11 protein-coding genes, 1 pseudogene and 1 other annotated feature are annotated in these 12863 nt (G+C 31.5%); of the genes and pseudogenes, 2 read left to right on the top strand and 10 right to left on the bottom strand.

All coding sequences use genetic code 11. The annotated features are described in order from the left end of the window. Positions 1-44 precede the first annotated feature (44 nt). The 3 genes from ABID96_RS09830 to ABID96_RS09820 are packed head-to-tail and all read right to left on the bottom strand — an operon-like array spanning position 45 to position 2194. Positions 45-392 carry a hypothetical protein gene (locus tag ABID96_RS09830; RefSeq protein ID WP_377896832.1) on the bottom strand — a complete coding sequence of 116 codons (348 nt, stop codon included), beginning with the start codon at positions 390-392 and terminating at the stop codon, positions 45-47. Beyond that, positions 349-1746, bottom strand: a complete 1398-nt coding sequence (locus ABID96_RS09825) for a M3 family oligoendopeptidase (protein WP_377896831.1) — start codon at positions 1744-1746, stop codon at positions 349-351. The genes ABID96_RS09830 and ABID96_RS09825 overlap by 44 nt, the downstream gene beginning before the upstream one ends. Before the next feature lie 46 nt (positions 1747-1792). Then, on the bottom strand, positions 1793-2194 hold the full coding sequence (locus tag ABID96_RS09820) for a hypothetical protein (RefSeq protein ID WP_192601849.1): 402 nt from the start codon (positions 2192-2194) through the stop codon (positions 1793-1795). Positions 2195-2422: 228 nt separating this feature from the next. Here ABID96_RS09820 and ABID96_RS09815 point away from each other — a divergent pair, with 228 nt between their 5' ends. Then, a complete protein-coding gene (locus ABID96_RS09815; RefSeq protein WP_192601848.1) occupies positions 2423-4018 on the top strand; it encodes a peptide chain release factor 3 in 1596 nt (531 codons plus the stop codon). Between the two features lie 34 nt (positions 4019-4052). Here the strand turns inward: ABID96_RS09815 and ABID96_RS09810 are convergent, their stop codons facing one another. The 7 genes and pseudogenes from ABID96_RS09810 to ABID96_RS09780 form a co-directional block, all read right to left on the bottom strand. Then, complete coding sequence (locus ABID96_RS09810) at positions 4053-4964, bottom strand: DMT family transporter (RefSeq protein ID WP_192601847.1); 912 nt, start codon at positions 4962-4964, stop codon at positions 4053-4055. Between the two features lie 16 nt (positions 4965-4980). After that, a complete protein-coding gene (locus ABID96_RS09805; RefSeq protein WP_192601846.1) occupies positions 4981-5529 on the bottom strand; it encodes a GNAT family N-acetyltransferase in 549 nt (182 codons plus the stop codon). Between the two features lie 272 nt (positions 5530-5801). Next, positions 5802-6710 carry an SH3 domain-containing protein gene (locus tag ABID96_RS09800; protein ID WP_192601845.1) on the bottom strand — a complete coding sequence of 303 codons (909 nt, stop codon included), beginning with the start codon at positions 6708-6710 and terminating at the stop codon, positions 5802-5804. 168 nt (positions 6711-6878) lie between these two features. Further along, a complete protein-coding gene (locus tag ABID96_RS09795) occupies positions 6879-8351 on the bottom strand; it encodes a DHA2 family efflux MFS transporter permease subunit (RefSeq protein ID WP_192601844.1) in 1473 nt (490 codons plus the stop codon). A gap of 367 nt (positions 8352-8718) precedes the next feature. Then, positions 8719-8967 carry a DUF3243 domain-containing protein gene (locus ABID96_RS09790; protein WP_087998043.1) on the bottom strand — a complete coding sequence of 83 codons (249 nt, stop codon included), beginning with the start codon at positions 8965-8967 and terminating at the stop codon, positions 8719-8721. Positions 8968-9149: 182 nt separating this feature from the next. After that, positions 9150-10014: pseudogene (locus ABID96_RS09785) on the bottom strand (DegV family protein). Between the two features lie 177 nt (positions 10015-10191). Further along, positions 10192-10824: a DUF6944 family repetitive protein gene (locus tag ABID96_RS09780; RefSeq protein ID WP_192601842.1), complete on the bottom strand. Its 633-nt coding sequence runs from the start codon at positions 10822-10824 to the stop codon at positions 10192-10194. 101 nt (positions 10825-10925) lie between these two features. Further along, positions 10926-11193 (top strand) — a binding site (T-box leader). A gap of 74 nt (positions 11194-11267) precedes the next feature. On the opposite strand from ABID96_RS09780, the gene lysS reads away from it, so the two are divergent. Then, on the top strand, positions 11268-12827 hold the full coding sequence (lysS, locus tag ABID96_RS09775) for a lysine--tRNA ligase (RefSeq protein WP_192601841.1): 1560 nt from the start codon (positions 11268-11270) through the stop codon (positions 12825-12827). Positions 12828-12863: the final 36 nt, after the last annotated feature.

Below are 12863 nucleotides of genomic sequence, written 5' to 3'. Positions count from 1 at the left end.
ATTAATAAATACAATTATATTTAAAATGTGTTTTTCACTTTCAATTACTTCAAATTCATATTAAATTCAATATTAACTAATTCATTTTTTATAATCGGAAGGATCGATTCTAAACAACCGTATTTAAATGGAGAAATCAGGTTGGATTCTTCTAATATCGTTAAAAACGAATTGCTACCTCCAGCTCTACAAATTGTAAGAAATTTAGAGAAGGCTTCATCCTCATTCGCTTTAAATCGTTTCCAAAATTGCAAGGCACAAACTTGAGCTAATGCATAATCAATAAAGTAAAAAGGTGTTTTATATATAAGTGTCTGTTGCTGCCAATACCCACCTTTTTCTAAATAATCATTTCCCCTCATAATTGCGAAAAGGTAAATATTCTTTTTCAACATTCCTCCACTTTTCTTTTCGTTCATTTGGAGTCAGTTCTGGATTTTCATAAACAATATGTTGAAACTCGTCAACAGCAACACAATATACTAACCAGTCGAGTGCTTCATGTAGGTGTAGATATTTATATTTATTTGTTTCTTCACCAAAAATACGATTTAGCGATTTCCATCCGAACAACTCCATACTCATTGAAAAAATTTCACACGCTTCATAAGTAGGATAATGATAGTCAACTAATTCTAAATTTCGACTAGTATAAAGTTGAAATGCATGGCCAGCTTCATGAAGAAATACCCGAACATCATCGGAAGTTCCGTTGAAATTTGCAAAAATATAAGGGGATTTACATTCAGCAATATATGTACAAAAGCCCGCTCTCGCTTTATCATTTCTTGTCTCTACATCTAAAAAATTATTTGATACCATGAATTGATAAAATTCCGCAGTTTCAGGTGAAATCTCTTTAAACACATGTTGAAATTCATTTAGAATCCATTTGACATTTCCTTTAGGTTCTGGGTTTCCATCATCAAATAGAATATCCAAATCATAATAACGTAACGTTTCAATGTTTAAACGATTTCTCTGATTTTCTTTCAATTCTATTAATAAAGGAACGATTACATCTTTAACTTGCTTTCTAAAAATACGAATCATTTCTGAATCATAACCAATCCTTAGCATGCGTGCATAACCTAGTTCTATAAAATTTTTGTATCCTAGCTTTTGTGCAATTTCAGTTCTCTTTTTAACTAAATTATGGAAAATTTGATCTAGTTCTTCTTCATGCTCCTCATAAAATCCATACCTAGCATTAACTGCTTGTTTTCTTAATTCTCTATTTGTATTTTGTGAATATGCTCTTACTTGAGTTAAATTCATCTCTTTCGAAAGGAATTTTATTCTTGCAGAAGAAATAAGTTTCGTATATTGACTTACTAATTTATTTTCCATCACTAAATCTTCAATCATATTTGTAGAGATTGTTTTGGTTTGTAGTTCTGCAAGAGAAAAGAATTGTTTACCCCACATCACTTCTAATTGGTTTCTATATTCACAGTTCACAAGCTTCCTAAAATAATCGTTTAGCAAATTTTGATATGTAGGATTTGATTCATCATAAAATTTTTGTTCCTCGGAATAAAAAGAATCGCTTGTATTTCTCATAAATTGTAAATATGCAAAGTTCATCATACTTTCGAAATTTGATCTTAACTGATTTATTTTGCTAATTATATTACTTAATTCTTCAATATCCTTTGACTGCTTAAATTGATTAAGGAGATGGATTAAATCATGCTCCAATTTATCAATACTAGGTCTTTTATATTTAAATTTCTCGAATTTCATAAATTTCACTACCTTCTGTTATTTTATAGGCTGTATACTAATTCACTCATTCACGAATTCCTCTTCCAATCACCTTAAATGATTCAGCGTCAACATAAACCACAATATCGCCTAATATTTCTTCATTTTTTGTACTATATGTCACTTTAAAAACTTCATTTCCATCATATTGATCGTTTACTAATCTAGCAATATCCTTTGATACGAATGTTTTCTGAACGTTTCCTTTCGCATCATCATTCGTTAAATCTATTCTTTCATGACTTCTTAAATCAGCATTAGCTATTTTTTCTGCTTTTACAGCTTCTGGAGAAATTTCTGGTATCGCACATTTTGTTCTTTTCATATGTTGACCACATTTATTTTGATGAAAACCTCGAGTATTAAAATCAATAAATCCAATAACTAAAAGGATTAAACTAACGATGAATATAGATTTTATTTTCATTTAGTCCTCCATCTATCTAACTTGATTTTATAAATTATTTATTCCATATGACATGTAAAATTACCTTTTATTGGAAGCTAGTCTTTCATTTACGAACTATTTGGACATAATGAAGGTACTATAACTTTTTTACTATGTTGTTTCATCAAGAGAGTAATTCTTGTATAATAGAAAAGATGTGAAATAATTAACTTACTATTTTTGTTTTTAGAAAGGACTTTATAATAGATGGCTAATAAAGATTTAATCAACCAAGTTGCTAAGCGCCGTATTTTTGGAATCATTTCTCACCCGGATGCTGGTAAAACAACGTTAACTGAAAAATTACTTTTACATGGTGGAGCAATTCGAGAAGCTGGTACTGTAAAAGCACAAAAAAACTCTAAATATGCAAAATCTGACTGGATGGAAATTGAAAAACAACGTGGGATTTCTGTTACTTCTTCAGTTATGCAATTTGAATACGATGAAAAAATGGTCTCAATTATGGATACACCAGGTCATAATGATTTCGGTGAGGATACATACCGTGTACTAACTTCTGTTGATAGTGCAGTGATGGTAATTGATGCTGCTAAAGGTATCGAGGCTCAAACGAAAAAGCTTTTCCAAGTATGTCGTATGCGTGGAATTCCGATTTTTACATTCATGAACAAATTGGATCGACAAGCAAAGGATCCATTAGAATTAATGGAGGAACTTGAAGAAGTTCTTGGAATGCCTTCAGTCGCTGTAACATGGCCAATTGGTAGTGGTATGCAATTTGAGGGTGTATATGATCGTCTTGAAAATGAAGTTCATCTATTCAGAAAAGATGAAGTCATTAAGCTTGGAAAAGATGGTGTTCATGGACCAGAATTAGAAGCTCATTTAGAATCGACAAATCTAGAAAACTTAAGAGATGAAGTTGATCTATTAGAAGGTGCTGGGAATGAATTTAATATTGAATTGGTACAATCTGGTGAATTAACACCTGTATTTTTTGGTACGGCATTAGTTGATTTTGGTGTTACACCATTTTTAAATCATTTCTTAGATATGTCACCTGCTCCTGGTCCACGTAAAACGATTAATGGTGAAGTGAATCCAACAGATGAAACGTTTAGTGGCTTTATTTTTAAAATCCAAGCTAATATGAATCCGGCCCACCGTGACCGAATTGCATTTGTACGTATTTGTTCTGGTGTATTCGAACGTGGAATGAACGTAATGCTCTCTCGTACTGGTAAACAAATCAAACTGAGTCAATCTACGCAATTAATGGCAAATGATCGTGAGACTGTTGATAAAGCATATGCTGGGGATGTAATTGGTATTTATGATTCAGGGACATATCAAATAGGTGACACAATTACGGCTGGCAAACAAAAATTATTCTTTGAGCCATTACCAACCTTCCCACCTGAATTATTCTTACGCGTAAGCCCGGTAAACTCATTAAAGTCTAAGCACTTCCATAAAGGTGTCGAGCAATTAGCCCAAGAAGGTGCTATTCAAGTTTATAAAAATGAATTTAATGAAGTTATACTTGGTGCAGTAGGTCAACTTCAATTTGAAGTCTTTGAGTACAGATTAAAAAATGAGTATGGTTCTGATATTCGTAAAGATCATGTTGATTATAATATTGCACGTTGGGTAAAAACAGATGATGTAAAAGGCTTAAAAAAGTATCAAGATATGCGTAACATGCTTGTATATGACCGCTTTGAACGTCCGTTATTCTTATTTGCAAATGAATTTACTTTTAATCGATTCCAAGAACGCCATGAAGAGCTTGAACTTGTAGAAGCACTTGATGTTAATAATGAAATCGCTCCTGAATAATAAAAAAAAGTGGCTGAATCATTCAGCCACTTTTTTATGCCTTTTTAGAAGAATAATTTATAGTTGATAGATTTTTAGGCTCCTTTATCGATAAATAAACAGCTAATATGATTAATAAACTGCCTACATAAAATGAAGTTTTTATCGATTCATCCAATAAGAAAAAGCCAAAAACTGTCCCAATAAGTGGTTGGAAAAAGAAAAACAATGACCCCGTAGATGTATCAATGAATTCAAATCCTTTATTCCACAAATAAAATGCCCCTGCTGTAGAAATTGTTCCTAAAAATATTACTCCCATCCAAATCCAAAAATTAAGCGATAATGAACTAGGATTTTGAACTTGTTCAACTACTGTAAAAGGAATTGTAAAAATTACACCAAATACAGTTGCCCATGTTGTAACCGTTAAAGAAGAATATTTTTTCGTTTGTGCTTTACTTAAAACCGTGTATAAAGCCCAAGTTATAGCAGCTCCAAATAAAATGATATTACCATAATAAGCTCCGTAATCTGTATTTCCTGTTGGAATTCCTATCACTACGATGACACCTATAGTCGCTAACACTAATGAAATGATTTTACGATTATTTATTTTCTCTTTTAAAATGAGAAATGCAAAAAATGAAATCAATGCAGGTGAAGCTGAAGTTATTAAAGATCCCATAGCTGCTCCTGAAAGCTTTGTACCGATAAATTGAAGACCAATTGAACCTGAGTAGCCAACTAAACCAATCATTGCAATTGGTAATAAGTCTTTCTTATCTATTTTCCATGATTTTTGAATGTTACAAATAATTCCTATGGCAATTAGCGCTAATAAAAACCTCATTTCCAGTAAAAGCCATGGAGAAATATGATTTAATACGACTTTACTTACAACATACGTCATTCCCCATATACTGGCAGCTAATGATAAATATACTGCACCTTTTAAAAAATTCATTGTTACTTTTCATCTCCTACCCTACCCAACCATTTTTTGTCAATTCGAAGACAAACTCATTCACTAATTGACCTTTAAAAGGACTATTTTCTATTTTTTTTACCTGACGAAAGCCTGTTCTTTTTAAAAGTTTGATTGAAGAGTCATTTTGTTCAACAGCAATCGCTTGAATTTTTTCTTTATGTAAAACGGTAAATGCATGATTTACAAGTCCATTTAATGCTTCTGTAGCATAGCCTTGATTTTGAAATTGTGGATCTAATGTAAAACCAATCTCAATTGAATTTAACGGTAACTTTAGCGTATGGATACCAAAATCTCCTATAAGTCTTCCATGATCTTTAAGTTCAATCGCAACTTGTACCCATGTGTCTGGAATGTTTGCGATCGCTATTTTTTGTTTTTCAATAAATGAAATTGCTTGTTCGTATGAATAGTCTTGCCAACCTTGATATTTTGCGACATCAGGATTTGCTCGATATCGATAAAAGTATTCCAAATCTTCATCTTTAAATCTTCTTATTTTTAATCGTTCAGTTTCAAATTCTATAAAATTATGTACCATGTAATCACCTCTAATGTTAAAAATCAATTAATCCTAGTTTTTTTATTATACTTTGAAAATTCAAAATAAGTATATCGAATTTTTTCATCTTTAAACAGACTTTAAAAAGTTTACTTAATAAACGAAAAATTCTCAACATCATCCTGATGGAACTATTCACCATCTAGCTATTACTTCGCATTAGCATCTCGCCGTGTTTTCATCTCAAATTATTATCATTATGGATTAGTGCACAAAAAAATACTGACCATTAATTGATCAGTATCTTTAAGTTAATAATTTGTTACTTTATTAAATGGCGTTTGAATAATAATTGGTTTTTTAAGTGGATCTAGCCATTTTAAGATAGAAATAACATTTGTTTTTGAAGTAGCAGTACAACCAGCTGTATATCCAGAAGAACCGGCTATGTGAAAGAATATAGCACTTCCTTTACCAGGTGTTCTTGATACATTGTAGTTGATCACAAATCCATAATCATAAAGAGAAATATTCATCTTTTCCGCGCTATTCCATCTTCCATTGTTTTTAGAAGCTGATTGCCAAGTATTATAAAGTGTACTTTTGGAATCATCTACCCACACATCATCAGCTGTTATTTTTCGATAAGGTAATTTTGTTCCTGGATTAACCTGTCTACCAAATGCTGTTGTTATCGTATATTTTCCTTCTGGCGTTTCATAATCGCCTTCATGTTTACTAGAAATCATACCGTTTTTCCCAATAACGCCTGAAAATGTATTACGTTTTTTCCAACCGCTATCGTATTTTTCGAATGTCTCAATCACAACATTTCTAGTACTTTCATTATCTGCAGTTACAATAATTAGTTGCTTAGAAGTACCAAGCGTTTTCATATGATTTACGGTTGATGATGCAATTCTACTTGTGGACTTTCTGATATATTTACTTGAAACCCATCCTGTTTTCGTACCAACAGTTATTTTATACCAGCCTGTCTTACTACTTGTGATACTTACTGTTGCACCTTTTTTAATTGTGGCAACGACCCTATAATTTGTGCTAGGTCCACTTCTGATATTTAAAGTAGTAGCAGTTACAGTACCTTTAATAGTAGCCGCTTCAACAGTTTGAATACTAGAAGGTATCATATTTACGTTTAATAACCCACCAGTGAAAATTGATAATGCTAATGATGCTTTCAATATTCGTTTTTTCATACGATCGCTCCAATATGTATATGATCTTAGTTGTAGAGCTTTCATTATACATAATTAATGTTTACAAAATGAGGTCATTTTCATTACAAATTCATGTTCTATAAATTACATGTTTTAGTTCAATATAAAAAAACAGAAGCTCGTATAAGCTTCTGTTTATAATATTAATTAATGTCCAACCATCATGCTTGATTTTGCTTCTTCATCAAGTTCACCTTGATCAATATCACTCACTACTGGTTTACGTAAAATAATTGATAGTACAGCACCTGCTAAAGCAATTCCTGCTGCTAGTAAGAATGTATCTCCGTATGCAGAAATCATCGCTTCTAAAGGATTTGCGATTTTAGTCATATAATCCTTTGTACTTGATGTTAAGAATCCCGCCATACCTGCTACTGCAAAAGATACCATTACTTGTTGTGCTGCTGATGTTAAAGATGTAACGCGACTTACTAAATGTCTTGGAGCAGATTGTAATACGTGAGTATTGATTGCCATCATTGAAATACCCATTCCAGCACCCATCATTGCAAGTGTAAGAATAATAAAGACATTTGTTGAATCAAGTGTAATTGTTGAGAATAAATATAGAGCACCTGTTATTACTGTTAATCCAACTAATGCAAGTGGTCTTGCACCAACTTTATCATATAATTTTCCACCGATTGGCATCATTAAAGCAGATGCAACAGCTTGCGGAAGCATAATTAAACCTGTTTCAAAAGCGCCATAGCCTTTTACAGTTTGTAAATATAAAGGAACAATTAAGAATGAACCAAATAATGCGATTTGCATGATCCATGTAATTAAGATACTTCTAGTAAAATCAGAAGACTTAAACACTCTTAGTTCAAGTAGTGGTTGTTTTTGTCTTAATTCAACAACGATAAATAATAATAAGGCTACTCCACCTACAATTAAACCTGTTAATGTCTCTTTAGATGTCCAGCTTGTAGAGCTTTCACTAACACCATAAGCTAACATTGAAAATGCAATTGGAGCAAGGATAATACCAAATTTATCAAGTGAAGGAACAGTTTTTGTTTCGAAATTTGGTAAATATTTCATACCAACGATTAACGCAATAATTCCTATTGGTAAATTAATTAAGAAAATCCAGTGCCAAGTCGAGAATTCAACAAACCAACCTGAAATAACTGGTCCTAAAGCTGGAGCTAATAGCATTGGAATACCAAGCATTCCCATGATTGAACCCATTTTATCTGGAGGAGCTAAACGGAAAATAATTGCCATACCAATTGGTGCAACCATACCTCCACCTAGTCCTTGAATGATACGATAAAGAATTAATTGTTCAGGCGACTGTGCAACTGAACATAACACTGAACCGATTGTAAAAAATAAAATTGTGATTAAAAAGATTCGCTTTGCGCCAAAGCGATCTGACATCCATCCTGCTAATGGAATAACTGCAGATAGTGCTAATGTATAACCAGTGATCGTCCATTGCATTGTATCCAAATCAGATTTGAAATACTCTACAATACCTGGCATAGCTACGTTTACCACAGTACTATCTAATATAACCATGATCATACCAATAATTACCGCCATAACTGGTCCGATAATTGTTTTGATATTAAAAGGCGTTTCTACAGCCTCATTTTGCTTATTCATATGCCAACCCCATTTCCCCTAATATAATTGCTAAAAAATAATGACTCATAATAGTTCTGAAGTACTTTACCATAGATTTATGAATTGAATATGAACTGTTGTTTTCTAAAAATGCAAAACAGAAAATTAATCATACAAAATTAAACGGTAAAAGTAAACAACAAAAAGTGTTCTCGAACAAAGTACAGTATATAAGAATAGTTAGTTTTGTTCAAGAGTATTTTTTGTAAATTTAAACAATTAATATAGTCATTATTTTTTATTACTTGAAGGATGTTTCCTCTATATTATTTTCATTAAAAAAATAAAAAGCCCCTGTAAAAAATTACAGGGCTATTGTTTACTATATTATCTTATATAAGAAATATTATTTATTTTTTACATATTTAATCATTAAATTTGCAATTGTATGTTGCTCTTGTTCATCAGCAACTGTCCATAAATCCTTAAGCACCTGCTCTTCTGGATTTTTAGGATCTACTTCATTTGCCAAATAATCTCCTAGGCGATAAGCCATTTCAGAAACAGCTCCGTCAGCTAGACCTTTTTCATTTGAAGCATCTAAACGATTTCCTAAAAAATCTTTCCATTGATCCCAATTATCTAAAATTGACATTCTTTTTCACCCCATCAAATCGTATTTGTAAAGATTACATAAATACTATTTACTTTTTTTAAGGTAATTATGTATGAATTATTGTCCGGGGAATATTTTCAGAATATTGGGAATATTTTCGACAAAAAACAACCAATTTCATTTAAGTTCAACGAAATTGGTCAATTGCATATAATTTTATGTTAGTTATTGTCAGAATTCATGAAAAATATTGCTAACGTTCCTGGGCCAGCATGTGCGCCAACTGCCGAACCAATCGAATGGATAATAAAATCTTTACATCCAAACATCTCACTCATTGCATTTTTTAGTTCTGTTGCTCTTTCAATGTCATCACCATGGGAAATACCAATCAATTGATTTGATAAATTTACGCCTCTAGACTCCATTATTTCAAGCATTCTTTTTAAAACCTTTTTTGATCCTCTTATTTTTTCTAATGGAATTAATTTCCCATCTTCAACATGAAGAATCGGTTTGATATTTAATAAATTACCAACAAAACCAGCAACTTTACTTACACGTCCACCACGTACTAAATATTGTAAGTCATCTACAGTGAAAATGTGTTCAATATGGTTGATAGAGTAATGAATTTGAGTCATTATTTCCTCTTTATTCTTACCTTCATTTGCAAGGATTGCAGCCTTAACTGCAGCTAAGCCCTGTCCTATTGATGCACATTTTGTATCAACGATATCTAAATCAAATTCGGGAAATTCTTCAACAATTTCATTTTTCACCATAACTGTTGATTGATATGTACCTGATAGTTCAGATGAGAATGCTAAATAAATACAAGGAACATTCTCTTTTGCATATTTAATAAATGTACTATGTATACGATCGTATGATGGCAAAGATGTTTTAAATACTTTTCCATTACGCATGTTCTGAAAATAAAGTCGCTGAATTTAACGTCTCACCATCTAAATATTCTTTTTCATCCTCAGAATAAACACGTAACGGAATCACATCAATTTGATATTGTTCTAATACTTCTTTAGGCAAATCAGCCGCACTATCAGTTATTATTTTTACATTCATACTTTTTACCTCTGTTTTCTTTTAATAATTTTATTTTCTCATAAAATTGCTTAAATGAATAAAAAAATGTTTTTTTATTTAAAGTAAAACATTTAAAGGTATTCCTAACAAGTATTAACTTTCAAATTTTCTATATTTATTGTTACATTTCTCATTATTGATAAACTTATACTCATATTATTTTGGGTAATAACCATAACGAGTTGTCTTAGTATCCACTTCTGACTCAATTGAATTGGTTACAGCAATAACGATTAGAATTGAGCCTAAAACTTGTACCCAACTACCAAAAAATAAAAGCTGTTCTCCAATTGCATCATTTTGATTTAGAAGTGCTAGATTCCCTATACCATCAATCATAGCACCTATTGCAATTAATTCATTTCCGAAAACTTCAAATTTAACTAATACACCCTCTTCTTGTCTAGCACCCTTTGCTTCAAATGAAGCACCTATTGATTGAATCACACTCCCTAAAGCGTTTAATTTTTCCCCTTGTTCAATTAATCCACTGATTTCTAATTCTGTTGCAAGTGTATTTGTTGCATTTCCTGCAGCTTGAATCCAACTTCCTAACATAATCGTTAATAGGTGATCATTATTACCACTTTCACTTTTTATTAATTTTTCCCTACCAACTGACTGAATTGAATTTCCAAATGCCTCGATTGCATTTCCCTTCGCAAACAATTTCTTTCCAAAGTTCGTGCCAATTATATTTTTACTTGTAACGCCTACAGCTGAGGTCACTGTTCCAAATAACAAAAACCATGCGCCTGTTATAATTAGCTCCTCGCCTACGTTACTCATTTTTTCACCTCCAAATATATGTAGATATTTATCTTATTCTACATAAAATTTAATTGACAATATTTAATCTTTTAATTATTATAATAAAAATTAATATTTTGAATAAGGCTATGATAAGAAAAGTAATTTAGAATTGTCACTTACAGAGACCTCCGGTTGCTGAAATGGAGGATTGACAATCTAATTGAAAAAAGACTTTGAGCCTCGTATTGAACTAAGTTGGTAAGCTTCGATCTTAGGGATGGTACGACGGGATCTCCCGTTATAGAGATAGGGTATAAGCATTTTGCCGTACCTAAATGAGGTTGATATGGCAACATATTAACAAACTGAGGTGGTACCACGAAGTTAACAACTCTCGTCCTCAAGATGAATAATCTTGGGGGTGAGAGTTTTTTATTTGCTTTTTTAATCATAAAAAAATTGAAAATTGAGGTGGCTTTATGCATTGGGCATATAAAATTGCAACGGAATTAATTAATAAATATCCAAATAAAGAAACATTCGTTTGTGCTTCTGGTATAAGTCCTTCTGGCTCTGTTCACATCGGGAATTTCAGAGAAGTATTAACTACTTATTTTGTGGTGAAAGCTTTACAAGATTTAGGAAAAAAGACAAGATTCATTTTTTCTTGGGATGATTTTGATCGATTTAGAAAAGTTCCTAATAACGTAGACCCTGAGTTTTTGCAATATATTGGTAAATCATATGTTAATATCCCCGATCCGTTTGGATGTCATCATTCTTACGCAGAGCACTTTGAAGCCGAATTTGAGGATTCATTAAAAGTTTTTGGTATAGATATTGAATTTATTTATCAACATAGTGCTTACACTTCAGGGAAATATAATAAACAAATCCTTCATGCATTGAATCAAAGAAAAGAAATTTACGATATTCTAATGGAATTTAAAACTAGTCAGTCTTCTAATCAGGATAGAGATGCATTTTACCCTATTACAATTTATTGTAATAAATGCGGCAAAGATAATACAAAAATTATTCTTTTTGAAGAAGAACAAGAAGAAATTAAGTATGGATGTTTATGTGGTTTTCAACATCAAATTAAAATTATGGAAGCAAACAATATTAAATTGAATTGGAAAGTAGACTGGCCAATGAGGTGGATGATGGAGGATGTTATATTTGAGCCCGGTGGTAGAGATCATTCTTCGGAGACTGGTAGCTATAATGTTTCAAAAGAAATAGCTAAAAGGATTTTTCATTTCGAAGCACCAGATTATACACCATATGAATTCATTGGTATTAAAGGCCAAAATGGAAAAATGTCCAGTTCTACCGGAAATAACATAACACCTAATGAATTATTAAAAATCTATATACCAGAAGTTATTCTGTTTATGTTTGCAAAGTATAAACCTTCTACTGCTTTTAATATAGGTACAGACGAAGATGTTCTTAAAAACTATACAGAATATGAAAGATATATTGTGAATAATCTAAATCGCTCACTAGAAGATGAAGATTTAAAATACGCTTTAGAGCTATCTCATTCTAATAAAACATTAAGTCGTCTTCCAAAATTTAGTCTAATAGCAAGTGTACTCCCATTAGTAAATTATAATGTTCAATTACTTCGAAACATCCTTGAAAAAAATGGAGAGAAATACGATATTCAAACGATAAAAAAAATTAGTACTAGAGCTGAATATTGGATTAAACATTGCTACCCTATTAAAAATATGATTGTTAATCAAAATAAAGCTTCTGACTTATTCCAAACTTTAAATGATGAACAAAGAAATTGGATTCATCAACTGCAGGAATATATTGAACTTACTAATAATTCAGACGCGCAATTGATGCAAAAAATATACGCTATTTGTCAGCATCACGACAAAAAAATAATGAAAGCAAACCAAAAACAGTTCTTTACTTTGGTATATAGACTTATATTAAACAGTCCAAGTGGTCCACCGCTCCCTATTTTAATTCAAGCCATTGGAAAAGATAAAATCCTGGATTTATTGGACTTTCAATAATAAATATTTTCATACAAACAAAAATTGAACTCTAAT

This window comes from Gottfriedia sp. OAE603, from assembly GCF_040543965.1.
GTDB classification, from domain to species: Bacteria; Bacillota; Bacilli; order Bacillales; family Bacillaceae_G; genus Gottfriedia; species Gottfriedia solisilvae.
This window is presented reverse-complemented; position numbering and strand designations above follow the sequence as displayed.